Source organism: Intrasporangium calvum DSM 43043 (assembly GCF_000184685.1).
Lineage (GTDB): Bacteria > Actinomycetota > Actinomycetes > Actinomycetales > Dermatophilaceae > Intrasporangium > Intrasporangium calvum.
Genome location: NC_014830.1, coordinates 1,702,098 through 1,726,629 on the forward strand (window position 1 = coordinate 1,702,098; position 24,532 = coordinate 1,726,629).

General features: G+C 70.0%; 21 protein-coding genes. 20 read left to right on the forward strand and 1 reads right to left on the reverse strand.

The annotated features are described in order from the left end of the window. From INTCA_RS07665 to INTCA_RS07730, 14 genes are all read left to right on the forward strand, one after another. The gene (locus INTCA_RS07665; RefSeq protein WP_013492344.1) at positions 1-1,692 is read left to right on the forward strand and encodes a UDP-N-acetylmuramoyl-L-alanyl-D-glutamate--2,6-diaminopimelate ligase; all 1,692 of its coding nucleotides are present in this window, start codon (positions 1-3) and stop codon (positions 1,690-1,692) included. Beyond that, positions 1,689-3,101, forward strand: coding sequence for a UDP-N-acetylmuramoyl-tripeptide--D-alanyl-D-alanine ligase (locus INTCA_RS07670; protein WP_013492345.1), 1,413 nt, complete (start codon positions 1,689-1,691; stop codon positions 3,099-3,101). The genes INTCA_RS07665 and INTCA_RS07670 overlap by 4 nt, the downstream gene beginning before the upstream one ends. Further along, positions 3,098-4,180 carry a phospho-N-acetylmuramoyl-pentapeptide-transferase gene (mraY, locus tag INTCA_RS07675; protein WP_013492346.1) on the forward strand — a complete coding sequence of 361 codons (1,083 nt, stop codon included), beginning with the start codon at positions 3,098-3,100 and terminating at the stop codon, positions 4,178-4,180. Before INTCA_RS07670 ends, mraY begins: the two co-directional genes overlap by 4 nt. After that, on the forward strand, positions 4,177-5,667 hold the full coding sequence (gene murD / locus INTCA_RS07680) for a UDP-N-acetylmuramoyl-L-alanine--D-glutamate ligase (RefSeq protein ID WP_013492347.1): 1,491 nt from the start codon (positions 4,177-4,179) through the stop codon (positions 5,665-5,667). The genes mraY and murD overlap by 4 nt, the downstream gene beginning before the upstream one ends. Positions 5,668-5,765: 98 nt before the next feature. Continuing rightward, on the forward strand, positions 5,766-7,028 hold the full coding sequence (gene ftsW / locus INTCA_RS07685) for a putative lipid II flippase FtsW (RefSeq protein ID WP_013492348.1): 1,263 nt from the start codon (positions 5,766-5,768) through the stop codon (positions 7,026-7,028). Continuing rightward, a complete protein-coding gene (murG, locus tag INTCA_RS07690; RefSeq protein ID WP_013492349.1) occupies positions 7,025-8,131 on the forward strand; it encodes an undecaprenyldiphospho-muramoylpentapeptide beta-N-acetylglucosaminyltransferase in 1,107 nt (368 codons plus the stop codon). Before ftsW ends, murG begins: the two co-directional genes overlap by 4 nt. Next, complete coding sequence (murC, locus tag INTCA_RS07695) at positions 8,128-9,594, forward strand: UDP-N-acetylmuramate--L-alanine ligase (RefSeq protein ID WP_013492350.1); 1,467 nt, start codon at positions 8,128-8,130, stop codon at positions 9,592-9,594. Before murG ends, murC begins: the two co-directional genes overlap by 4 nt. Then, positions 9,591-10,364, forward strand: a complete 774-nt coding sequence (locus INTCA_RS07700) for a cell division protein FtsQ/DivIB (RefSeq protein ID WP_013492351.1) — start codon at positions 9,591-9,593, stop codon at positions 10,362-10,364. Before murC ends, INTCA_RS07700 begins: the two co-directional genes overlap by 4 nt. A gap of 295 nt (positions 10,365-10,659) precedes the next feature. After that, entirely contained in the window at positions 10,660-12,012 is a 1,353-nt protein-coding gene (ftsZ, locus tag INTCA_RS07705; RefSeq protein ID WP_013492352.1) for a cell division protein FtsZ, read from the forward strand. Positions 12,013-12,129: 117 nt separating this feature from the next. Continuing rightward, positions 12,130-12,879, forward strand: coding sequence for a peptidoglycan editing factor PgeF (pgeF, locus tag INTCA_RS07710; RefSeq protein WP_013492353.1), 750 nt, complete (start codon positions 12,130-12,132; stop codon positions 12,877-12,879). Beyond that, the gene (locus tag INTCA_RS07715; protein ID WP_013492354.1) at positions 12,876-13,601 is read left to right on the forward strand and encodes a YggS family pyridoxal phosphate-dependent enzyme; all 726 of its coding nucleotides are present in this window, start codon (positions 12,876-12,878) and stop codon (positions 13,599-13,601) included. Before pgeF ends, INTCA_RS07715 begins: the two co-directional genes overlap by 4 nt. Positions 13,602-13,639: 38 nt before the next feature. Further along, positions 13,640-14,125, forward strand: a complete 486-nt coding sequence (locus tag INTCA_RS07720; RefSeq protein ID WP_013492355.1) for a cell division protein SepF — start codon at positions 13,640-13,642, stop codon at positions 14,123-14,125. Positions 14,126-14,219: 94 nt separating this feature from the next. After that, positions 14,220-14,504 carry a YggT family protein gene (locus tag INTCA_RS07725; protein WP_013492356.1) on the forward strand — a complete coding sequence of 95 codons (285 nt, stop codon included), beginning with the start codon at positions 14,220-14,222 and terminating at the stop codon, positions 14,502-14,504. Between the two features lie 198 nt (positions 14,505-14,702). After that, on the forward strand, positions 14,703-15,854 hold the full coding sequence (locus INTCA_RS07730; RefSeq protein ID WP_013492357.1) for a DivIVA domain-containing protein: 1,152 nt from the start codon (positions 14,703-14,705) through the stop codon (positions 15,852-15,854). Between the two features lie 160 nt (positions 15,855-16,014). Here INTCA_RS07730 and INTCA_RS20295 read toward each other — a convergent pair whose 3' ends face one another. Then, positions 16,015-16,479, reverse strand: coding sequence for a hypothetical protein (locus INTCA_RS20295; RefSeq protein ID WP_041307430.1), 465 nt, complete (start codon positions 16,477-16,479; stop codon positions 16,015-16,017). On the opposite strand from INTCA_RS20295, the gene INTCA_RS20300 reads away from it, so the two are divergent. From INTCA_RS20300 to INTCA_RS07765, 6 genes are all read left to right on the forward strand, one after another. After that, positions 16,466-16,933: a TraR/DksA family transcriptional regulator gene (locus INTCA_RS20300; RefSeq protein WP_041307433.1), complete on the forward strand. Its 468-nt coding sequence runs from the start codon at positions 16,466-16,468 to the stop codon at positions 16,931-16,933. The genes INTCA_RS20295 and INTCA_RS20300 overlap by 14 nt on opposite strands. Before the next feature lie 107 nt (positions 16,934-17,040). Then, positions 17,041-17,610 (forward strand): signal peptidase II, encoded by a 570-nt coding sequence (locus INTCA_RS07745; RefSeq protein ID WP_013492359.1) that lies wholly within the window; start codon positions 17,041-17,043, stop codon positions 17,608-17,610. Then, positions 17,603-18,535, forward strand: a complete 933-nt coding sequence (locus INTCA_RS07750) for an RluA family pseudouridine synthase (RefSeq protein ID WP_013492360.1) — start codon at positions 17,603-17,605, stop codon at positions 18,533-18,535. The genes INTCA_RS07745 and INTCA_RS07750 overlap by 8 nt, the downstream gene beginning before the upstream one ends. Before the next feature lie 230 nt (positions 18,536-18,765). Continuing rightward, the gene (dnaE, locus tag INTCA_RS07755; RefSeq protein ID WP_013492361.1) at positions 18,766-22,359 is read left to right on the forward strand and encodes a DNA polymerase III subunit alpha; all 3,594 of its coding nucleotides are present in this window, start codon (positions 18,766-18,768) and stop codon (positions 22,357-22,359) included. 31 nt (positions 22,360-22,390) lie between these two features. Continuing rightward, entirely contained in the window at positions 22,391-23,497 is a 1,107-nt protein-coding gene (locus tag INTCA_RS07760; protein ID WP_234423963.1) for a winged helix DNA-binding domain-containing protein, read from the forward strand. Beyond that, on the forward strand, positions 23,498-24,463 hold the full coding sequence (locus INTCA_RS07765) for a pseudouridine synthase (RefSeq protein ID WP_013492363.1): 966 nt from the start codon (positions 23,498-23,500) through the stop codon (positions 24,461-24,463). It abuts the gene before it with no gap. The last annotated feature ends 69 nt before the right edge of the window (positions 24,464-24,532 follow it).

Below are 24,532 nucleotides of genomic sequence, written 5' to 3' on the forward strand. Positions count from 1 at the left end.
GTGCCACCTGACCTGATCCGGCCCTCGACGTCCGGCGTGTCCCTGCGTGCCCTCGCCGAGCTGAGCGGGGCCGCGGGCCCCGTTCCGGACCTGCGCGTCACCGGCGCGTCACTGGACAGCCGGACCGTTCTGCCGGGCGACCTCTATGCAGCCCTGCCGGGCTTCAACGTGCACGGTGCGCAGTTCAGCGCGGACGCGGTCCGCCTCGGCGCCGTCGCCGTCCTCACCGACGCTGCCGGCGCCGCGGTCATCCGCGGCCAGGCCGGTTCAGCGGACTCGGCCGGCGCCCCGCACGCCGCGCACTCCGCGCACTCCGCGCACTCCGCGGCTCCGCCGGGGACCGAGGTGCCGCTGCTCGTCGTCGACGACCCGAGAGCGCGCCTGGGGCAGCTGGCCGCAGCGATCTACGGGGACCCCGGGGCGGACCTCACGATGGTCGGGATCACCGGCACCAACGGCAAGACGACCACCGCCTACCTGCTCGAGTCGGCCCTGCGTGCGCTCGGCTGCAGCACCGGGCTGATCGGCACCATCGAGACCCGGGTCGGCAAGGAGCGCCTCGACTCGTCCCACACGACCCCCGAGGCGACCGACGTGCACGCACTTCTCGCGGTCATGCGCGAGCGGGGTGCGGACACCTGCGTCATGGAGGTGTCGAGCCACGCCCTCGACCAGCACCGGGTCGACGGTGTGGTCTACGACGTGGCGCTGTTCACCAACCTGTCCCAGGACCACCTCGACTACCACGGGTCGATGGAGGACTACTTCGCCGCAAAGGCCCGCCTGTTCACCCCGGAACGCTCGCTCTCCGGCGTCGTGTGCGTCGACGACGAATGGGGTCGTCGCCTCATCGACCGGGCCACCGTGCCGGTGACGACCCTGACGACCCTGCCGACCCCGACGAGCGAGCCCACTCCGACGAGCACCGGGGCGGAGGTCGACTGGTCGGTCGTCCCGCGCCGCGGCGCCGCCGTCGACGGGGCCAGTGGCCAGCCTTTCCACCTCGTCCACCGATCCGGTGACCGATCGCTCTCGCTGGCATCTCACCTCCCCGGCGACTTCAACGTCGCCAACACCGCCATCGCCGCGGTGGCTCTGCTGTCCCTCGGCCACGAACCGGCACGGGTCGAGGCCGCGCTGGCGGTGCCTCCGTCAGTGCCGGGACGCATGGAGGTCGTCGCTCCCGGTGGCACCACCGACCCCCGTTGCATCGTCGACTTCGCGCACACGCCGGACGCGATCGACGTCGCGCTGGCGGCCCTCCGGCCGTCCACCCGTGGTCGCCTCATCGCCGTGCTCGGGGCGGGCGGTGACCGCGACCGCGGCAAGCGCGAGGCGATGGGCCGGGCTGCCGCGCGGCACGCAGACATCGTCGTGGTGACCGATGACAACCCACGCTCGGAGGACCCGGCCGAGATCCGGCGCACCGTGCTGGCCGGAGCCCGCAGCGCCGTCACGGACGGGTCTGCCGTGGCTCGCGAGATCATTGACGGAGGAGCGAGGTCCCGAGCGATCAGCTCGGCCATCGCGATGGCCCTCCGCGGGAGCTCCGGCTCGGACGGGGCCGATACCGTCGTCGTGCTCGGCAAGGGCCACGAGAAGGGACAGGAGGTCAACGGGGTGAAGCACCCGTTCGACGACCGGGAGGCCGTCCGGACGGCCCTGCGCGCCGCGGAAAGGACGATCCGTTGATTCCCCTCGCACTCACCGAGATCCGCGACCTGACGCACGGCGAGGTCCACGGGTGTGACGACCCGGGGTCCGTCGTCGTCGACGGAGTGGTCACCACCGACTCACGCGACTGTGTCCCGGGCAGCCTCTACGTGGCGCGCCTCGGAGAGTTTGCCGACGGGCACGACTACGCACCCGCAGCGGTCGCCGCGGGAGCCGTGGCCGTGCTCGGCTCCCGCCCCGTCGAGGGGGTGGCGACGGTCGTCGTGGACGACGTGCAGACGGCCTTCGGGCAGGTCGCCCGAGGTGTGGTGGACCGCGCGCCCGAGCTGCGCATCGTGGGCATCACCGGATCGTCCGGCAAGACGAGCACCAAGGACCTGCTTGCCGCGGTGCTGTCGACCGCCGGCGAGACGGTGGCCCCGGTCAACTCGCTCAACGGCGAGATCGGCGTCCCGCTGACCGTGTGCCGGGTCACCCCCACGACGCGCTTCCTCGTGGCCGAGATGGGGGCCCGGGGGATCGGCCACATCGACTACCTCACCCGGATCGCGCCGCCCGACGTGGCCATCGTCCTCAACGTCGGGACGGCGCACGTCGGCGAGTTCGGGTCCCGGGCCAACATCGCCGCAGCGAAGTCCGAGCTCCCTCGCGCAGTCCGTCCGGGCGGACTGTCCATCCTCAACGCCGACGACCCGCTCGTCGCCGCCATGGCTGGGGGGCTCGCCTCACGGGTGCAGCTCGTCGGGCAATCGCCTGAGGCGGAGGTCCGCGCGGAGGCCACGATCCTCGATGAGCTGGGCAGAGCGGCATACGACCTCGTGACTCCGCGCGGGCGCGCGCGAGTGTCCCTGCGGCTCAGCGGAGCCCACCACGTCGGCAACTCCTTGGCCGTCGCCGCGGCGGCGCTGGAGCTCGGCCTGCCGCTCGCCCAGGTGGCCGCGGCGCTGTCCGGGGCGGTCCCGGCGAGCCGTTGGCGGATGGAGATCACCGAACGCCCGGACGGCGTCGTCATCGTCAACGACGCCTACAACGCCAACCCCGACTCCATGCGGGCGGCCCTCGACGCGCTCGCCGCCATCGCCACGACGGGGGAGCGGTGGGCCGTCCTCGGCGAGATGCTCGAGCTGGGCTCGGACCGGGAGCGGGAGCACGCCGCCATCGGGTCGTATGCCGCTGGGCTGGGTATCGACCACGTCGTGGCCGTGGGCGACGGGGCTCGGGTCTACGACGCCCCCGACTGGGTGCCGGACGTCGACGCCGCCCACGACCACCTCGCGTCGCGCCTGCGGCCCGGGGACGTGGTTCTGCTGAAGTCGAGCCGAGACAGCGGGCTACGGTGGCTCGGTGACCGGCTCGCCGGCACCGGAGACTGGGCGACGCCCGACGACGATCCGCACGCACGACAGGAAGGGACGGTGGAGGAGTGAAGGGTGTCCTCGCGGCCGCCGCGTTCTCGCTGCTCTTCTCCCTCCTCGGAACTCCCCTCTTCATCAAGTTCCTGGTTCGGCGCAGCTACGGCCAGTTCGTCCGTGACGACGGCCCGACGACCCACCACACCAAGCGTGGTACGCCGACGATGGGCGGTGCGGTCATCCTCGCCTCGACGCTCGGGGCCTACGCCGTGGCGCACCTGGTCACGCTGACGCCGGTCACGGCGAGCGGGGTGCTCGTCCTCTTCCTCATGGCGGGGCTGGGCCTCGTGGGCTTCCTCGACGACTTCATCAAGATCTCCAAGCAACGCAGTCTGGGGCTCCGCTCGCGCGAGAAGCTCTTCGGGCAGACGCTCGTCGGGGTCATCTTCGCCGTCCTCGTGCTGCAGTTCCCCAACGACCAGTACCGGACCCCCGCGTCACCGTTCATCTCCTTCGTCCGCGACACGAACCTCAACCTGGCCTTCGCCGGGACGCTCGTGGGGATGCTCCTCTTCGTCATCTGGGCCAACCTCATGATCGCCGGGACCTCCAACGGGGTGAACCTCACCGACGGCCTCGACGGCCTGGCGACCGGGGTCTCCACAATGGTCTTCGGCGCCTACGTCCTCATCAGCCTCTGGACCTTCAACCAGAACTGCCAGATCAACCCCGGCATCAAGTGCTACGAGGTCCGCGACTCCCACGACCTCGCCCTCGTCGCCGCGGCGGGGATGGGCGCCTGCTTCGGGTTCCTCTGGTGGAACGCGACCCCGGCGAAGATCTTCATGGGCGACACCGGGTCGCTGGCCCTCGGGGGCGCCCTCGCAGGCCTGGCCATCACGACCCGCACCCAGCTGCTCATCGTCATCCTCGGGGGCCTCTTCGTCCTCGAGACCCTTTCGGTGATGGCCCAGGTGATCTCCTTCAAGACCACCGGCAAACGTGTCCTGCGGATGGCCCCGCTCCACCATCACTTCGAGATGGTCGGCTGGCACGAGGTGACCGTCGTCGTTCGGTTCTGGATCATCGCAGGGCTCTTCGTGGCCTTCGGTCTCGGCATCTTCTACGCGGAGTGGGTGGTGGGCACGCAATGACCTTCGATCCTGCCTACGAGCCACGTCCGGGGCTGACGCACCGGGACGCGGACTGGTCCGGGCTCCGGGTGCTCGTCGTCGGCCTCGGCATCTCGGGGTTCGCGGCGGCCGACGCGCTCGCCGAACGTGGCGCCACGGTCACCGCCGTGTCGAGGGACGTCACCGACGTGATCACCGAGCGGGCCACGATCCTCGACATCCTGGGCGTCGACGTCCGACTCGGCGCGGAGCACGTCCACGAGCCGCCCGACGACGTCGAGCTGATCATCACCTCGCCCGGGGTGCCGCCCCATGACCCGCTCATGCTGGCCGCCGCGACCCGAGGTCTGCCCGTCTGGGGTGAAGTCGAGCTCGCCTGGCGGATGCGGCCGCTCGAGGGCGCGGCCCCCTGGCTGACCGTGACCGGTACCAACGGCAAGACGACGACCGTCAACATGCTCGCGTCGATCCTGCGCGCCTCCGGCCTGCGTGCCACCTCTGCCGGCAATGTCGGCACCCCGATTCTCGAGGCCGTCCTGCACCCCGAGCCCTACGACGTGCTGGCCGTCGAGCTCTCCAGCTTCCAGCTGCACTGGCAGCGCTCGATCTCGGCGGTGGCCTCCGCGGTGCTCAACGTGGCCCCGGACCACCTCGACTGGCACGGCTCCTACGCCGAGTACCTGCGAGCCAAGGGCAAGATCTACGACAACACCCACCTGGCCTGCGTCTACAACGTGGCGGACATCCAGACCGAGCAGCTGGTGATGGAGGCTGAGGTGGTCGAGGGGTGCCGCGCGGTCGGCTTCACGACCGGAATCCCCGCCCCCTCGATGATCGGCGTCGTCGACGACGTGCTCGCCGACCGCGCCTTCGTGGAGCAGCGCCAACGGTCGGCGGCGGAGCTCTGCACGCTCGACGACCTCCGTGGCGATGCGCCCTCGGTCGCCCCGCACTACCTTGCGAACGCACTGGCGGCTGCTGCCCTCGCCCGCGCCTACGGCGTCGGCCCGCTCGCCGTTCGCGACGGCCTACGCGCCTTCCGACCCGACCGGCATCGGATCGCAGAGGTGGCCACCGTGCGCGGTGTGCGCTGGGTCAACGACTCCAAGGCCACCAACACCCACGCGGCCGCGGCGGCTCTCACCTCCTTCGACAGTGTCGTGTGGATCGCCGGTGGGTTGCTCAAGGGCGCAGACGTGGACAGCCTCGTAGAGGAGGTGGCATCGCGGCTTCGTGGCGTCGTGCTCATCGGGGCAGACCGGGCCCGCATCGCGGAGGCGCTGGCCCGACACGCGCCCGATGTTCCGGTCATCGACCTCCCCGACACCGACACTGGGGTCATGGACCTCGTCGTCACCCATGCTGCGCGCCTGGCGCACCCAGGGGACGTCGTCCTGCTTGCGCCGGCTGCCGCTTCGATGGACATGTTCACCAACTACGGCGCGCGCGGCGACGCCTTCGAGGATGCGGTGCGGCGCCACCTGGAGGCGAGCGGGGGAGACCTGTGAGCTCCGTCTCGGCTCGGCAGCGTGGGACTTCCGATCCCAAGCCGCCCGCAGGGTCGCGGGCCAGCTCCACGGCCCCACCCCGCGCCCGACGGGCTCGCGTGCGCGCGTCGTCCGCCGACTCCTCCGGTGGCCCTCCGATCCTTCACTTCGGCAAGCTCGAGTCGCCGCTGACGACGTACTACCTGCTCCTCGGCGTGACGACGACCCTGGTCGTCTTCGGCCTGATCATGGTCTTCTCCGCGTCCAGCGTGGAATCCCTGCTCGCCAAGGAGGCCTCCTACACCGTCTTCGCCAAGCAGCTCCTCTTCGCCGTCATCGGGGCGGTCGTGGCTACCTGGGCTACCCGGTGGCCCGTCCGGTGGTGGCGTCGCATCGCCTGGTCGGCCCTGATCGGGGCAGTGGCCCTCCAGGCGGCCGTGTTCGTACCGGGTCTCGGAGTCGCGAAGGGGGGCAACCTCAACTGGCTCGCGATCGGGCCGGTCCAGGTCCAGCCGTCCGAGTTCGCCAAGCTCGCCCTCGTCCTGACCGGGGGCGCCATCTTCGCGAACAAGGGAAGTCTGGTCGGCCACTGGTTGCACGCCGTCCTGCCCTTCGTCCTGCCGATCTCTGCGGTGGTGCTCGCGCTCGTCCTCGCCGGGCAGGACCTCGGGACGGGACTCGTCATGGGTCTCATCGTCACCGGAGTGCTGTTCGTCGCAGGCGCGCCCAAACGGCTCTTCATCGTCGGCAGCCTGGCCGTCGTCGCCGGCATCGCCTATCTCGTCGCCACGAGCAGCAACCGCATGAGCCGGATCAGCAACTGGCTCGACCCCGCGTGCCAGTCGGATCCCGACAGCTGGTGCGGCCAGTCTGTCCATGGGATGTACGCGCTCGCCGACGGCGGCTGGTGGGGTGTGGGCCTGGGCGGGTCCAAGGAGAAGTGGAAGTGGTTGTCCGAAGCACACAACGACTTCATCTTCGCCATCATCGGCGAGGAGCTCGGGTTGCCCGGGACGCTCCTCGTCCTCGTCCTCTTCGGCCTGTTGGCCTGGGCCTGCTATCGTCTCGTCACCCGCACCCAGGACCGCTTCGTCCGGGTCGCCTCCGCTGGAGTGATGGTGTGGCTGATCGGTCAGGCGACGATCAACATCGGTTCGGTCATCGGCCTGCTGCCCGTCGTCGGCGTACCGCTGCCCTTGGTCTCGGCCGGGGGCTCCTCGCTCGTCACGACGCTTCTCGCACTCGGGATGATGCTGTCCTTCGCCCGGAACGAGCCGGGTTGCCGAGCCCTTCTCGATGCGCGTCCGAGCGTGATCAAGCGCACGCTCAGTGTCCTGCCCTCGCGTCTCCCGTCTCGTCCTGCCCGTTTGAGAAGTCGGTGATCCTCGTGCCCTCGCCCACCTCCGTCCTGCTCGCCGGGGGAGGCAGTGCCGGCCATGTGTCGCCGCTGCTCGCCCTCGCTGATGCCCTGGTCCGGCGCCACCCGGACCTCGTCGTGACGGCCCTGGGCACCCGGGTCGGGCTCGAGGCCCGCCTGGTGCCCGCCCGAGGGTTGGACCTGAGATTCGTTCCCAAGGTCCCCCTGCCACGCCGGCCCAGTGCCGACCTGCTCAGGCTGCCGGGCCGGCTCCGGGAGGCGGTCGACGCTGCCGGGAAGGCCATCGACGACACCGCTGCTGAGGTCGTCGTCGGCTTCGGCGGCTACGTGAGCACTCCGGCCTACCTCGCTGCCCGGCGGCGTCACGTTCCGATCGTGATCCACGAGCAGAACGTCCGTCCGGGACTCGCCAACCGGCTGGGCTCACACTGGACCCCGTTCGTCGCGACGACCTTCCCCGCCACCCGGCTTCGGGGCGCCCGGCGGCTCGGCATGCCGCTGCGACGCGAGATCACCCAGCTCGACCGCGCGGCGAGCCGGCTGGGCGCGCGCGAGCACTTCGGGCTCGAGCCGGACCGCGCCACGGTCCTCGTGACCGGTGGCTCGCTCGGCGCCAAGCGGCTCAACGACGCCTTCGCCGCCTCCTCGACGGCGCTCAGCCGAGCCGGCGTCCAGGTGCTCCATGTCACGGGGCTCGACAAGGACTTCACCCCTGAGACCCCCCCGGCAGGGGCCCCCTACGTCGTCGTGCCCTACGCCGACCGCATGGAGCTTGCCTACGCCGCAGCTGATCTCGTCGTGGCCCGCGCCGGCGCCAACACGGTGACGGAGCTCACCGCGGTGGGTCTTCCCGCCGTCTACGTACCTCTGCCCATCGGGAACGGTGAGCAGCGCCGCAACGCCGCCGACGTCGTGGCGGCCGGTGGGGGGATCCTCGTCGACGATGCGCAGCTGACGTCCGTGTGGGTGCAGACGCAACTCATCCCCCTGGCTCACGACAGCGAGCGGCTGGCGGGTATGGCCCGGGCGGCGGCCGGCCTCGGTGAGCGGGCAGCCGACGAGGCCCTGGCCGACCTCGTCGACGAAGCATGGAGGTCGCGCCGATGAGCCAGGAACCCTCGGTCGAGCACCCTTTCGCCCGAGCACGATTCGACTTCGCCGCTCCGGTCCCACGAGCCGAGGACCTGGGGTCGGTGCACTTCCTCGGCATCGGCGGCGCGGGCATGTCCGGGGTGGCCCGGATCATGCTGGCTCGTGGGGTTCCCGTCTCGGGCAGCGATGCCAAGGACGTCCCCGTCCTCAAGGCCCTCGCCAGTGAAGGGGCCCGGGTCTGGGTCGGATTCGACGAGTTGCACCAGGAGGCCGCCCAGACGATCGTCATGTCGTCGTCGATCCGGGACGACAACGTCGAACTGCGTGCTGCTCGAGCCCGGGGTGCCAAGGTCCTTCACCGTTCCCAGGGCCTGGGCAGCCTGATGCACGGGCAGCGTCCCGTGGCCGTGGCCGGAGCCAACGGCAAGACGACGACGACCTCGCTCCTGACGGTCGCCCTCCAGGGATGTGGCCTGGACCCCTCGTTCGCCGTGGGCGGGGAGCTCGCCCGTCACGGCACCAATGCCCACCGAGGTGCCGACGACATCTTCGTCGTCGAAGCAGACGAGAGCGATGGCTCGTTCATCGTCTACCGTCCCGAGGTCGCGATCGTGACGAACGTGCAGCCCGACCACCTGGACTTCTACGGCAGCTTCGCTGTGGTTCAGGCGGCCTACGAGGCTCTCGTCGCGACGATCCAGCCCGGTGGGCTGCTCGTGACGTGCGCTGATGATGCCGGGTCACGGGCTCTCGCGGAGCGTGCCACCGCACGGGGAACCCGCGTCCTGACCTATGGCTTCAGGCCCGATGCCGACGTGGCTCTCGGCGACTATCGGCAGGATGGGCTGACCAGCGGGGCAACGGTGCTCGACGAGGGGGTGCGTCGGCTGCTGACCTTGGGCATTCCGGGTCGACACAACGCCCTCAACGCCGTGGCGGCCTACACCGCTGCGGTCCACGGACTGGGCCAGCAGCCCGACCGTGTGCTGGCCGGGCTCGCGTCCTTCACCGGCACGCGCCGCCGCTTCGAACCGAAGGGTGAGGCTGCCGGCGTCGTTGTCGTCGACGACTACGCCCACAACGCCGGCAAGGTCGCAGCGGTGGTCGAGACCGCGAGCCAGCTGGTCGTGCGACCCGGTCGACTCATCGTCGTCTTCCAGCCGCACCTCTACAGCCGGACGCGCGACTTCGCAGTGGAGCTCGGTCGGGGTCTCGCGCCTGCGGACGTCGTCATCGTCATGGACGTGTACGCGGCGCGCGAGGACCCAGTCCCGGGCGTGTCGGGCGAGCTCGTCGCCGACGCGGTGCGGAGGACCGGTCGAGGCTCCGACGTCCACTACGTGCCGTCCTGGTCCGAGGTGCCCAGCGTCGTCGCCCAGGTTGCGCGCGCGGGCGACCTGGTCCTCACGGTGGGTGCGGGCGACGTCACCATGATCGGTCCGGAGGTCCTTCGGCTCCTGAGCGCGGAGCCCCGATGAGGCTGCTCACCCGGGCCCGGGCGACGGACGAGGCGGGCACGGGCCTGTCGTCTGCCCGGGCCCGCTTCGAGCGGCGCGCCGCTCGTGCACGCCGGCGCCCGTGGCTCCTGGCTCTGCTGGTGACGTCGGCGCTGGCGGCCCTCGGCGTGGTTGTCTGGCTGGGCTGGTTCAGCTCGCTTCTGCTTGCCGAGCGGGTCGAGGTCCGGGGTGTCTCTGCGGCGCAGGCCAAGATGGTCCGGCAGGTCGCCGCGCTGCCCCTGGACGTACCTCTCCTGAGCGTGGACACCACCGCGGCGGAGGGAAGGCTGGAGCGGGACCGCCGGTGGGTGCGTGTCTCGGTCTCCCGCCGCCTGCCCCACACTCTCGTCGTCGAGGTCACTCCTCGCGTCGCGGTGCTCGGCGTTCGCCTCGGCGCCGGACAGGTGGAGCTCTACGACCTCGAGGGAGTGGCCTTCCGGACCGTCGACCGGCCGCCTGCCTCAGTCCCGGTTGTCTCCGCGTCGGGAGGGGGAGCGAGCGTGGACGGCATCAGGGCGGTGGTCCAGGCGCTCTCGGCCCTCGACCATCGCCTCCGGAAGGGCGTCCTCGACGTCTCGCTCTCCGGCGGAGATCGCGTCACCTTCCGGGTCGAGGTGGCCGGCGGCGTCCGGACGGTGCTGTGGGGTGGGCCGGGTGACGCCGCCACCAAGGCCAAACTGGTCGCCATCCTCGTCAAGGAGCCCGGTCAGACGATTGACGTCACCGTTCCGGACGCGCCCGTGACCCGGTGACGTCGTCGGGCAGCGTGAGACGGTGACGGGGCAGCGGGCGGAACCGTGGCAGTCGCCGTGGTGGAATCGCCCGGTGACATCGGCTCGCGAGAAATGGCGCGTGACAATCGCCCGGCGACACGCCGGGGCGTGGGTTGAACCACCTTCGCCCACGGCATACCGTCGGGGCACAGGCTCGTGACCAAACCGTAACCTTTAGGTCGACGTTTAAGGTTTCCCGGATGCGGGCACGCCCGTCCAGACCACAGCCCAGCACAGGCAGCACCCTGCAACACCACCAGGAAGGCCCACTCTCGTGGCATCAGCACCGCAGAACTACTTGGCCGTCATCAAGGTCGTCGGCATCGGCGGCGGTGGGGTCAATGCCATCAACCGCATGATCGAGGTCGGCCTCAAGGGTGTCGAGTTCATCGCCATCAACACCGATGCGCAGGCGTTGCTCATGAGTGACGCCGATGTCAAGCTCGACGTCGGGCGCGAGCTGACGCGCGGCCTCGGGGCGGGCGCCGACCCTGAGGTGGGCAAGAAGGCCGCCGAGGACCACGCCGAAGAGATCGAGGAAGTCCTCAAGGGCGCCGACATGGTGTTCGTCACCGCCGGCGAGGGCGGTGGCACCGGCACCGGCGGCGCCCCGGTCGTGGCCCGGATCGCCCGTGGGCTGGGGGCCCTGACGATCGGCGTCGTGACCCGCCCCTTCACCTTCGAGGGCCGTCGGCGGGCGAACCAGGCCGAGGCCGGGATCGGGTCACTCCGCGAGGACGTGGACACCCTGATCGTCATTCCCAACGACCGTCTCCTGTCCATCAGCGACCGGAGCGTGTCGATGATGGACGCCTTCCGATCCGCGGATCAGGTGCTGCTGTCCGGCGTGCAGGGGATCACCGACCTCATCACGACCCCTGGCCTGATCAATCTCGACTTCGCCGACGTGAAGTCGGTCATGCAGGGTGCCGGCTCGGCCCTGATGGGCATCGGCTCGGCTCGCGGTGAGGACCGAGCGGTCCAGGCGGCCGAGCTCGCCATCAGCTCCCCGCTTCTCGAAGCCTCCATCGACGGTGCTCACGGCGTGCTGCTCTCGGTCCAGGGCGGCAGCGACCTCGGCCTCTTCGAGATCAACGAGGCAGCCCGCCTGGTCCAGGAGGCGGCCCACCCGGAAGCCAACATCATCTTCGGCGCTGTCATCGACGACGCACTCGGCGACGAGGTGCGCGTCACGGTGATCGCGGCTGGCTTCGACAGCGGCGGCCCGACGAAGCGTCAGGACGACCGTGCCCTCGGGCACATCGTCGGCCAGCGCGCGGGCGCGGCACCGGTGCAGAACAACCACGTCCCGGCCGTCGCGCACGCGGCCCCGTCGCATTCGCTCCAGGCACCAGCGCAGTCGGCACCGACGGGGGGCCAGGCTCCTGCGCACGCCACGGCGGCAGCTGCAGGGCACGGAACGAGCCAGGGGCAGGCTCACCCTCAGGCTCAGGTTACGGCTCCGCAGGGTGGTCCGTCGGCCAGCCATGCGCCGTCCGAGCCCTCGCCGTCCGGACCGCCGTCGCAGCAGCTCCCCACCCAGCAGCCCTCCCGTCCCGCTCAGCCACCGCGCCAGGTGACGTTCGAGGAGAACGACGACCTGGACGTCCCTGACTTCCTCAAGTGACCTCCGCGCGGCCCTGACCCAGGTCTGGTTCCGCACCCGTCGGTGGCCACCTTCTGCCATCCGGCCCTGTCCGTGGCGCAACGTGGTAGCAACGGCCCAGCGGGATAGGTTGGGGCGGTGTTCTACTGGCGATCCACCATTCCCGCCGCTGACGCACGCCGCTGGGTCGACGTCGCCTTCACTGGGCGGTCAGCCGGGCGGGGAGAGGGGCCCTACGCCGGGCTGAACCTCGGCGGCCAGGTCGGTGACGACGTTGCTGCCGTGGAGCGGAACCGCGCGGCTCTGGCCGCCTCCCTGGACCTCACGCGGGAGCGGCTCGTGTTCCTGAACCAAGTCCACGGCACGGACGTCGTCGCGGCCCACGGTCCGTGGCAAGGTCCGCCTCCGGAGGCCGACGCGGTCGTCTCGAGCGCTCCCGGACTGGCCCTCGTGGTGCTGGTCGCCGACTGTGTCCCCGTTCTGCTCCATGACGTGCAGGCCGGCGTGGTGGGGGCGGTGCATGCAGGGCGGCCCGGGATGCTGGCTGGCATCGTTGCCCGAGCTGTCGAAGCCATGCGGACCCTGGGCGCGGACCGGGTCACCGCGGTGGTGGGTCCCTCGGTGTGCGGGCGGTGCTATGAGGTTCCCGGTGACATGGTGCACCAGGCCGCGTCAGTGGCGCCCAGCTCCGTCACCACGTCGTGGTCGGGGACTCCTGCCATCGACGTGGCTGCCGGGGTGGTCGAGCAGCTCACCCGACTCGACGTCACGGTCGAGCGGGTGGATGGCTGTACGCGCGAGTCCGAGGAGCTGTACTCCTACCGTCGGGACCACACGACCGGCCGGTTCGCGGGCGTCGTCGTCCTACGAGACCAGGCGGATCGGTGAGCGCGGGGACTGTGCCGGACCGTCGGCTCGAGCTGGCCGGCCGCCTCGAGGCCGTTCGCGAGCGCATCAACGCGGCATGTGCCGACGCTGGTCGGGACCCGGGGGAAGTCACCCTCGTCGTCGTGACGAAGTTCTTTCCCGCGAGCGATGTCCTCCTGCTCCATGACCTCGGTGTCCGGGCCATCGGCGAGAACAAGGACCAGGAGGCTGGCCCCAAGGTGGCGCAGGTCCGGGAGGCACTGCCGCCTGGCTCCGACCTCGAGGTTCACTTCGTGGGGCGGCTCCAGTCCAACAAGGCCCGGCACGTGGCCGGTTATGCCGACGTGGTCCACTCCCTCGACCGGAGGAAGCTCCTGGACGGGCTCGATGCCGGGGCATTCGACCGCGGCCGGCCCCTGGGCCTGCTCATCCAGGTCAGCCTCGACGGGGACACCTCGCGCGGGGGTGCCCTCCCGGAGGAGGTCCCCGATCTGGGAGCTGCCGTCGCGCAACGTGCGGGGCTCGTCCTCAAAGGGGTCATGGCGGTTGCCCCCCTCGGAGCCGACCCGGACGTCGCCTTCGCCTCGCTGAGGAGGGTGGCGACAGACCTCCAAGCGGTGCACCCAACGGCCGACTGGGTGTCCGCGGGGATGAGTGGTGATCTCGAGGCCGCGGTTCGTCACGGAGCGACACACCTGCGTGTCGGAACCGCAATCCTCGGATCCCGCCCGTCACTTCTGTAACGTCAACGGCAACCGCATCCGAACGTTTGGGAGTTGGCATGGCAGGGGCACTGCGCAAGACGATGGTGTACCTGGGACTCAGCGAAGAGGACCCGCGTCACGATCGCTATGAAGACTACGACGCCTACGACGACCCCGACCGCTTCGAGGCGGAGTCGGAGCACACCGCTGCGGTGACCCCGTTACCGACGAAGCGACCTGTCGCTGCGGTCGTCCGGGACGTGGAGGTGCCTACCCTCAACCGGATCACGACGATCCACCCTCGGACCTACAACGAGGCGAAGAACATCGGTGAGTGGTTCCGCGACCAGGTGCCCGTGATCATGAACCTCAGTGACATGGACGACGCAGACGCGAAGCGGCTCGTCGACTTCGCCGCCGGTCTCGTCTTCGGCCTCCACGGCACCATCGAGCGAGTGACGTCCAAGGTCTTCCTGCTGTCTCCGGCACACGTCGAGATCTCCGCGGACGAGCCCGACGCGGCGACCTCGCCGGCCACTCGCGGCTTCTTCAACCAGAGCTGAGCCGCCCCATCCGTGAGCGCATCCAGGTCGGTCCCTGTCGGCAGCGGCAGGGCCGATTTCTGGCGTGGCACCCTCATCAGGGACACTGACCACCATGGACGTGATCTGGACCATCTATGGAGTGGTGGTCTTCACCTTCTTCATCGCTCTCATCGCCCGCTTCGTGCTCGAGTGGGTGCAGGTGCTGTCGCGCTCGTGGCGACCGAGTGGTCTCGTCCTCGTTCTCGCGGAGGGGGTCTACACGGTGACCGACCCGCCGTTGAGGGCGCTGCGCAAGGTCATTCCGTCACCGACGCTCGGTGGGGTTCGGCTCGACCTGAGCTTCCTGGTGCTGATGCTCTTGACCTCGTTCGCCCTCAATCTGCCCGCCTTCTTCTGACCCGGGTTCTGACGCGTGGCGAGGAGCGCGACGGGGGTGCAGAGGGTCGGTCGCGGGCCCGATCCGGCCCCCGTGGTGCCGCGGGGATGACCACCTGCAGCGCGGACCCCCCTGTGGGTGGCATCATGTGCCTTTGGGCCGTGACCTGTTCGTTAGATAAGTTGGGCCCTGACCATTACGTCTGTATCGAGGTGACACATGGCGCTTACGCCGGAGCAGGTGCTGAACAAGCATTTCCAAACCACGCAGTTCCGACGTGGTTATGAGGAGCGGGACGTCGATGACTTCCTCGACGAGATCGTTGCGGAGATGCGTTCTCTCATCGAGCAGCGTGACGACTACCTGAAGCAGCTCAACGACTGCCGAGCGAGCAAGAACCAGCCGGCCGTCCGGAGCGACGGTCCCACCCAGGCGATGCCGCCGGTGGCCCGGCCGGGCGACGACGCGAAGCTCGGTGCGCTGACCGCGAAGATCCAGGACGCAGAGCGGGCCTTCAAGGCCGCCTCCGACCGGGCCGCCAAGGCCAAGGCTGAGGCTGACGCTGCTGAGCGTGCCGCGCGGGAGCGCATCGAGCGGGCGAAGGCTGACGCCGAGCGCGCCGAGGCGGCTGCGCGCGCCGCCGTCGACGAGAAGGGCCTGAACGACGCGCAGGCCAAGCTCAACACCCTGACCTCGCAGGTTGCCGAGGCCGAGTCGAAGCTGGCCAAGGCGCGCGAGCACACGCGCGTTGCGGAGGAGGCGGCGCGCGCGGCGGAGCAGCGGGCCACCAGCGTGCGGAGCGAGGCTCAGAGCGCGCCGGCCAACACCGCCGGCGCCGATGCGGCTGGTGTCATCGCGCTCGCGCAGCGCCTGCACGACGAGCACGTGGCAGCCGGTGAGGCTCGCCGCACCCAGCTCGTCAGTGAGGCCGAGGCCCGTCATCGGGAGCTGCTGAGCACCGGTCAGAGCAAGTACGACGAGCTCGTCTCCACCGGCCAGGCCAAGCACGAGGAGGCGGCCCGCAAGGCCGCGGAGATGACGGCGACGGCGACGGCCCAGCGTGACCGGCTGCTGGCGGAGGCCACCGCCCAGCGCGACCAGATGCTGGCTGAGGCGACAGCCAAGCGGGACGACATGCTCACGGAGGCCCGTGAGCGGTCGACCGGCATGGTCGCCGAGGCCCAGCAGGAGAAGGCCGCGGTGCTCGAGGACCTCGAGCGTCAGAAGAGCCTGCTGGACCGGAAGATCGACGAGCTCCGCGGCTTCGAGCGCAACTACCGCACCAACCTCAAGTCGTACATCGAGGGACAGCTCCACGACCTGGACGGGAGCGTCCAGGACGCGGCCAAGAGCGCCAGCGCCCCAGGCTGATCCGGGGCACACTCCACCTCCACCTCGACTCCACGACGGCCGTCCGGTTCGCCCGGGCGGCCGTTCGTGCGCCTTGGGGGGCGCCAGTCGTCTCGTGGGACGGACCGCTCGCCTTTCTTGGGCGTTTCGCGTTTGTCTGGGGGCGCTTTGACGCCTATTGTCAGCGGCACTTGTCAAGGTGGACGGCCCCAGGGACGGAGGACTCCATGGCAGCACCCAAGGCGGCGTCAGCAAGGACCCGGGCGGCGACGACCCCTGGGACGATGGCGGCTCCTGCTCGAAAGGCGGCTGTGGTGAACGCACCGGGCAAGAAGGCGACGTCGGTGACACCGACGAAGTCCGCAGCCACGACGGGCAAGGCCCCGTCCAAGCAGGCCCCGGCGACCAAGACCGCCAGCAAGGCCGCGACCAGCAAGACCGCGCCGACCAAAGCGGCGACGACCAAAGCGGCGACGACCAAAGCGGCGACGACCAAAGCGGCGACGACCAAAGCGGCGACGACCAAGGCGGCGACGACCAAGGCGGCGACGACCAAGGCCGCGACGGTGAAGAGCTCCCGTTCGGAAACAGCGGCGTCCAGACCGTCCACACCAACGAAGAAGGCAGCATCCGTGAAGAGCAGCACCAGGGCCGGGGCGACGTCCGCGGCGAAGTCGTCCTCCGCCTCGCGGTCGGGCAAGCTCGCCGAGCGCTTGCGCGTCAAGGACGACGAGAGCCCGTGGAGCGACGCCGAGATCAAGGAGGTCCGGGCCATCCTCCTCGAGGAGATCGAGGTGCACCGTCAGGAGGTGCAGGTCGCGGAGCAGGAGCTCGACGACCTCCTGCGAGCCTCGACGGACGGCGCCGGGGACGACCAGGCCGACGCGGGGTCGAAGACCGCCGAGCGGGTCCACGAGATCGCCCTGGCCGCCAACTCCCGAGCGGGCTTGGCCCAGGCCGAGCACGCCCTCGAGCAGCTCGAGGCGGGGACCTACGGAATCTGCGAGAACTGCGGCAACCCGATCGGCAAACTTCGACTCCAGGCCCGTCCTCGTGCGACCCTGTGCATGACATGCCAGGAGAAGCAGGACCGCCACTGACCCCCAGCGAGACACCGTCGACGCCCCCAGCGGGCGTCGATGCCGTGTCCGAGCCCCGACCTCCGACCCGCCCGCTGCCAACCGAGCCAGGAGCGACGCCAACGACCGTGGAGCACGACGAGCGACGTGAGCGTCCGCCCGCCGGCCGCCGAAGACGGCTGTTCGCCCTCCTCGTCGTCGTGGCCGCGCTCGCCTACGCGAGTGACCAGCTGACCAAGCTCGTGGCCTTGGCGACGCTCGCCGACGGCCGGCCGCGTCCCTTCCTCGGTGACGTCATCCAGCTCAGGCTGATCGGCAACCCGGGTGCGGCGCTGTCGCTGGGGGCGGGCAACACGTGGGTGATGACCCTCATCGCGGCGGTTGTCCTCGTCGCGATCGCGTATGTCGCCAAGGACCTCGGCTCGAGGGCCTGGGCGCTGTCACTGGGCCTGCTGCTCGGCAGTGCGCTGGGCAACCTCACCGACCGGTTCGTCCGCCCTCCCGGCGGGGGTGAGGGCCACGTCGTCGACTTCCTCGACTACAACGGCTGGTTCATCGGGAATGTCGCTGACATCTGGATCGTCGGGGCCGCCGGCTTGATCGTCGTCCTGGCGCTGCTCGGGATCGGTGTGGACGGCCGCCGGGAGACGAAGCACCGCAGAGCGATGCACGAGGACGAGGACCTGACCGATGACTGAGCTCCGTACCGTTCTCGTTCCCGACGGCTTGGCGGGAGAACGGGTGGACGCCGGCGTCGCCCGCCTCTTCGGGCTCTCGCGCACGCGCGCCGCCGACCTCGCGGGGGAGGGGCTCGTGGTCGTGGACGGCAAGGTCGTCGGCAAGTCGGACCGGCTCGCACCCGGCTCCATGCTCGAGGTGTCGCTCCCCGGGGCGGCCCAGGGTCCGGCCGTGCGCGTCGTGGCGGAGCCGGTTCCGGGGATGCGGATCATCCATGACGACGAGGACATCGTCGTCGTCGACAAGCCGGTCGGGGTCGCAGCGCACCCGAGTGTGGGCTGGAGCGGCCCCGACGTCGTCGGCGGGCTCGCCGCCGCTGGTTACCGGATCTCGACGTCGGGCGCACCGGAGCGGCAGGGGATCGTCAGCCGGCTCGACGTCGGGACGAGCGGGCTGATGGTCGTGGCCAAGAGCGAGTACGCCTACTCACGGCTCAAGCAGGCCTTCCGGACCCGGGCGGTGGACAAGAACTACCACGCGCTCGTCCAGGGACTGCCGGACCCGCTCGTGGGGACGGTCGATGCCCCGATCGGCCGTCACCCCGGTCACGACTTCAAGTTCGCCGTGATGCGCAACGGAAAGCCGTCCGTGACCCACTACGAGGTGATCGAGGCGTTCCGGCACGCGAGCCTGCTCGACATCCACCTGGAGACCGGTCGCACCCACCAGATCCGGGTGCACATGGCGGCGATCAAGCACCCGTGCTGTGGTGACCCGCTCTATGGGGCCGACCCGACGCTGGCCAGGAAGCTCGGTCTGGACCGGCAGTGGCTGCACGCGGTCGGCCTGGGGTTCGAGCACCCGGGCACGGGTGCCTACGTCCACTTCGAGAGCGAGTACCCGGAGGACCTGCAGCGGGCGCTGGACGTCGTCGCCACCTTCTGATTCTTCACCCTCAGCCTGAGGGTGAAGGTTGTGTTGCCCGCCGCCGTCAGCCCGTATGCCGCTGGGCTCGCACCCGCTGGCGCGCTGGCTTCGCGACGGGGCGGGGTCGGCCACGTGCAAGAGAACCGAGCCCAGCGGCATACGGACTGTTGGAAGCGCGGCAGGGCACCTGACGACACGGCTCGCGACACGCCGAGGAGTGTCACCCGGGAGCCATAGACTCGACCCCGATGTCGACCGACCCAGCCCCGCGACCTGACCAGAACTTCGTGCACCTGCACGTGCACACGGAGTACTCGATGCTCGATGGTGCGGCCCGGATCGGCGACCTGTTCACCGAGGCCGCACGGATGGGGATGCCGGCGCTGGCCACGACGGACCACGGCTACGTCTTCGGCGCCTACGAGTTCTGGAAGAAGGCCAAGGGCACCGGCGTCAAGCCGATCATCGGGGTGGAGGCCTACATCACCCCGGGCACCCACCGCGCCGACCGGACCAAGGTCAGCTGGGGCGACGGTGGTCGCGACGACGTCTCGGGCAGTGGCGCCTACACCCACATGACGATGCTTGCCGAGAACAACGACGGCATGCACAACCTCTTCCGGATGAGCTCCATCGCCAGCCTGGACCAGGTGTACACGAAGTGGCCCCGCATCGACCGGGAGCTCCTCAGCTCCTACGGCAAGGGCCTCATCGTCACGACCGGGTGCCCCTCGAGCGAGATCCAGACCAAGCTGCGCTTCGGGATGTACGACGCGGCCCGCGAGGTCGCCGGGGAGCTGCGCGACATCTTCGGCCGGGACAACGTGTTCGTCGAGCTGATGGACCACGGCCTCGACATCGAGCGACGCACGCAGCGCGAGCTGATCCGCCTCGCGCGGGATCTCGACCTGCCCCTCCTGGCGACGAACGACCTGCACTACACCCGGGCCGAGGACGCCAAGGCTCACGCCGCCCTCCTGTGCGTCCAGTCCGGTTCGACCCTGATGGACCCCAACCGCTTCAAGTTCGACGCCGAGGACTTCTACCTCAAGTCGGCGCAGGAGATGCGCCACCTGTGGCGCGAGCTGCCCGAGGCGTGTGACAACACCCTGCTCGTCGCCGAGCGGTGCGAGGTCTCCTTCACGGAGGGGGAGGGGCGCTTCATGCCGCGCTTCCCCGTGCCCGAGGGCGAGGACGAGACGTCGTGGTTCATCAAGGAGGTCGAGACCGGGCTCCAGCGCCGGTTCCCCGAGGGCGTCCCGGACTACGCGCGCAAGCAGGCGGCCTTCGAGGAGGACGTCATCGTCTCGAAGGGCTATTCGGGCTACTTCCTCGTCGTCGCGGACTTCATCAACTGGGCGAAGCGCAACGGGATCCGGGTCGGGCCGGGCCGTGGTTCGGGTGCCGGGTCCATGTGTGCCTACGCGATGGGCATCACCGACCTCGACCCGATCCCGCACGGCCTGATCTTCGAGCGGTTCCTCAACCCCGAGCGCATGTCGATGCCCGACTTCGACGTCGACTTCGACGAGCGCCGACGCGGCGAGGTGATCAAGTACGTCACCGAGAAGTACGGCTCGGAGCGGGTTGCCCAGATCGTCACCTACGGCACGATCAAGGCCAAGCAGGCGGTCAAGGACGCGGCGCGGGTGATGGGCCACCCGTTCAGCGTGGGGGAGCAGCTGACCAAGGCGATGCCGCCGGACGTCATGGGCAAGGGGGTGCCCCTCGCCGAGATCTACAACCCCGAGCACAAGCGATACAACGAGGGCTCCGAGTTCCGCGCCCTGGTCCAGACCGAGCGGCACTTCGAGGAGGTCGTCGACGCGGCCAAGGGCCTCGAGGGCCTCAAGCGCCAGTGGGGCGTGCACGCGGCCGGCGTCATCATGTCGAGCGAGCCGCTGATCGACGTCATCCCGATCATGAAGCGCCTGCAGGACGGCCAGGTCATCACCCAGTTCGACTATCCGAGCTGCGAGGCGCTCGGCCTGGTCAAGATGGACTTCCTCGGCCTGCGCAACCTGACGATCCTCGACGACGCTATCGAGAACATCAAGGCCAACCGCGACCTGGACATCGACCTCGACGCGCTGTCCAAGGACATGACCGACCGCGCGACCTACGACCTGCTGGGCCGTGGCGACACCCTCGGCGTCTTCCAGCTCGACGGTGGCGGCATGCGGGCCCTGCTGCGGCTCATGCAGCCCGACAACTTCGAGGACATCTCGGCTGCCCTCGCGCTCTACCGCCCCGGGCCGATGGGGGTCAACGCCCACACGAACTTCGCCCTGCGCAAGAACGGCAAGCAGGCGCTGACCCCGCTCGACCCCAAGCTGGAGGGCAAGCTCCAACCCGAGATGGTGGCCGCCCTCGAGCCGATCCTCGGCACGACCTATGGCCTGGTCATCTACCAGGAGCAGGTCATGGAGATCGCCCAGAAGCTCGCCGGCTACACCCTCGGCAACGCCGACCTGCTGCGCCGGGCCATGGGCAAGAAGAAGAAGGAGGTTCTCGACGCCGAGTACGTCCCCTTCTCCGACGGCATGAAGCAGAAGGGCTTCAACGAGGCCTCCGTCAAGGCGCTCTGGGAAGTCCTCGTCCCGTTCTCCGACTACGCCTTCAACAAGGCGCACACCGCCGCCTATGGCCTCGTGTCCTACTGGACCGGCTACCTCAAGGCCAACTACCCGGCTGAGTACATGGCCGCCCTGCTCACGAGCGTGCGCGACGACAAGGACAAGTCGGCGCTCTACCTCAACGAGTGTCGGCACATGGGCATCAAGGTGCTGCCGCCCGACGTCAACGAGTCGGTCGCCAACTTCGCCGCGGTGGGCACCGACATCCGGTTCGGGATGGCGGCGATCCGCAACGTCGGCGTCCCGGTGGTGGAGGCCGTCATCAAGGCGCGCGAGGAGAAGGGCGCCTTCGCCTCGTTCAAGGACTTCCTCTCCAAGGTGCCCGCTGTCGTGTGCAACAAGCGGACCATCGAGTCGCTCATCAAGGCCGGCGCCTTCGACTCCCTCGGCGAGAGCCGACGCGGCATGGTCGAGGTCCATGAGCGATACGTCGACGCCCTGGTCGAGGTGAAGAAGCAGGAGGCCATCGGCCAGGACAGCCTCTTCGGAGCCTTCGACATGGGCGACCAGTCGGGCAGCACCGGCGGCGCCGGTGCTTTCGACGGGCTCCCGGGGGTGCCGTCCCTCGAGTGGGACAAGGCGACCCTGTTGTCGTTCGAGCGGGAGATGCTCGGGCTCTACGTGTCCGACCACCCGCTCTTCGGCATCGAGCACATCCTCCAGAGCCACGCCGACACGTCGATCGCGTCGCTCACCGGCGACGACCCCAAACCCGACGGCACTCCGGTCACGGTCGCCGGGCTCATCACGAGCCTCCAGCTCAAACGGACCAAGAAGGGCGACCTGTGGGCCATCGCCACGGTCGAGGACCTCGACGGCGCCATCGAGTGCCTCTTCTTCCCGTCCGCCTACCTCACCTACTCCACGATGCTCGCCCAGGACACGGTGTGCGCGGTCAAGGGCCGGATCAGTGCGCGCGACGACGCGATCTCGATCTTCGCCCAGGAGCTGACCATCCCCGACATCAAGGAGGGGCCGCGGGGTCCGGTCGTGCTCACCCTGCCGCTCGGCCAGGTGACGGCGGCCCGGGCCGAGCGACTCCGCGAGATCCTCCGGGAGCACCCGGGGGCGACGGAGGTGCAGGTGAAGCTGACCCAGCCGGGACGGTCGGTACTGATGACGCTCGACGACTCCCTACGCGTCACCGCGACGTCCGCGCTCTTCGGAGACCTCAAGGCGCAGTTCGGGGCGGCGGTCCTGGGGTGAGAGCCGGACGTATGCCGCTGGGCTCGGTGTCGTGGTGAAGGTGGCGGACCGGCGACGGCTGCGTCGTGCTCGAATGGCCGCGCTGGGCCTCGCGCCCGCCCTCGGCACGGCGGCGGCACCGGCGACTGCGCTCGCGGTCGCCCGGGAGCTCGGGGCCCTCCAGGCCCAGGACTACGCGAGCGGCGCATGGTCCCTGGGAGTCCGATCCGGTCTCACGCTGGCGGAGATCGAGCAGGCCGTCACCGACCGCCAGATCGTCCGGACCTGGCCGATGCGGGGCACGATCCACTGGGTGCCGGCGGAGGACGCCAGGTGGATGTGCGATCTGCTCGCACCGCGGGTGTTCTCCTCGGTCCGGACCCGTCATCGACAGCTGGGCCTGGAGGAGCAGGACGTGCAGTTGGCCCGGGACCTCTTCGAGCGGCACCTCGCCGAGCCGGTGAGCCGCCCCGACGTGGTCGCCCTGCTGGCGCAGGCTGGGGTCGACCCGGGCGAGCAGCGGGCCTATCACCTCGTGGGCTACCACTGCATGACCGGACTGCTCTGCCAGGGCCCGCTCATCGGCAAGCAGCCGAGCTTCGTGCTCATCGACTCCTGGGTTCCCTTCTCCCGCCGACCCTCTCGTGAGGAGGCGATGGCGACGGTTGCCGAGCGCTACGTCCGCAGTCACGGTCCGGTGACGGAGCGGGACCTGGCCGGCTGGGTGGCCGCTCCACTCGGCTTCGCCCGCGAAGCTCTCGCTCTGGTGGGCGACCACATCCTGCATGAGGAGGTCGACGGCCGGACCTGGCTCACCCATGTCGATGCCAGCCCCGCCCTGGGCAGACCGGCGGGCGTGCACCTGCTTCCGCAGTGGGACGAGTTCCTGCTCGGCTACAAGTCACGCGATGTCACGCTCCCGGATGAGCACGTGACGCGCGTGGTTCCCGGCCGCAACATGGTCTTCAAGCCGACCCTCGTGGTGGACGGAGCGGTGTCCGGAATCTGGCGGAGGCGGGCAGCCAAGGACTCGGTGGTCGTCGAGGTGACGAGCTTCACCACGTTGACCGCCCGGACCCGGCGTGCCCTGGAAGCCAGCACAGCGGCATACGGCCGGTTCCTGGGCCACCAGGCCGAGCTGCGGCTCGTGGAGGGCTGAATGGCGCGGGGAGCCATCCCGCCTTCCCCGCTCCCACCCCGGCACGGCGTCGACGCCCAGCGGATCAGGATGCCCCAGGACGGGCCGTGGGAGACGCTGCGCGACCACCTCGTCGAGCGACTCCGCGGGCTCGGCGCTGCGGACATCGACCGCAAGCTGGCGGCGGGCGACTTCGTGGACGCCACGGGCCGACCGGTGCCGGAGGACGCGCCCTTCGTGCCGCGGTCGGTGTGCTGGACGCACCGCGACCTGCCCGACGAGGTGGAGGTGCCCTTCGAGATCGACGTGCTCCACCGGGACGAGCGCCTCGTCGTCATCGACAAACCGCACTTCCTCTCGACGATGCCGCGCGGCCGACACGTCGTCCAGTCCGCCCTCGCCCGGACCCGTGTCCTCACCGGGCTCGACCGGCTGACGCCCGCGCACCGGCTCGACCGGCCGACCGCAGGCGTCCTGATGTTCACCACGGAGCAGCGCTGGCGCGGGGCCTACCAGCGGGTCTTCGCCGAGGGACGCGTGCACAAGGAGTACCTCGCCGTCGCCCCCGTGCGCGATGGACTCGGCCTGCCGCTCGTGCGGCGCACCCACCTCGTGAAGGAGCACGGCTCCCACCAGGCCCGCGAGGTCCACGGGCGGGAGCCGAACGCCGAGACCCTGGTCGAGCTGGAGGTGGAGTCCGGTGGAGTCGGGGGCTACCGGCTGACCCCGCGGACCGGCAGGACGCACCAGCTGCGCTGTCAGCTCTGCGGTCTCGGCATTCCCATCATCGGCGACCCGCTCTACCCGGTCGAACGCGAGGTGGCGGACGACGACTTCTCCGAGCCGCTCCAGCTGCTCGCCGCCGTCCTGGAGCTCGACGACCCGATCGACGGTTCGCGGCGTCGGTTCGAGACCCGTCGCTCGCTGTCCCGGTGGCCGGTGGACCCGTCCGTCGCTTCTCCCGGCGGCCACGCCGACGGCCCCTGAAGTTTCCCCCACCTTCGCCGCTGCGTGGTGGGGTTCCAGGACTAGGGTCGCTGGAGTCCGGGCAGTTGG

Bases quoted from the DNA above. Each gene is read 5' to 3' on its own strand.
- INTCA_RS07765 (WP_013492363.1), top strand. From the start codon at position 23,498: ATGGCGCGGGGAGCCATCCCGCCTTCCCCGCTCCCACCCCGGCACGGC.
- dnaE (WP_013492361.1), top strand. From the start codon at position 18,766: ATGTCGACCGACCCAGCCCCGCGACCTGACCAGAACTTCGTGCACCTG.
- INTCA_RS07730 (WP_013492357.1), top strand. From the start codon at position 14,703: ATGGCGCTTACGCCGGAGCAGGTGCTGAACAAGCATTTCCAAACCACG.
- murC (WP_013492350.1), top strand. From the start codon at position 8,128: ATGAGCCAGGAACCCTCGGTCGAGCACCCTTTCGCCCGAGCACGATTC.
- INTCA_RS07720 (WP_013492355.1), top strand. From the start codon at position 13,640: ATGGCAGGGGCACTGCGCAAGACGATGGTGTACCTGGGACTCAGCGAA.
- INTCA_RS07700 (WP_013492351.1), top strand. From the start codon at position 9,591: ATGAGGCTGCTCACCCGGGCCCGGGCGACGGACGAGGCGGGCACGGGC.
- INTCA_RS07750 (WP_013492360.1), top strand. From the start codon at position 17,603: ATGACTGAGCTCCGTACCGTTCTCGTTCCCGACGGCTTGGCGGGAGAA.
- INTCA_RS07725 (WP_013492356.1), top strand. From the start codon at position 14,220: ATGGACGTGATCTGGACCATCTATGGAGTGGTGGTCTTCACCTTCTTC.
- murD (WP_013492347.1), top strand. From the start codon at position 4,177: ATGACCTTCGATCCTGCCTACGAGCCACGTCCGGGGCTGACGCACCGG.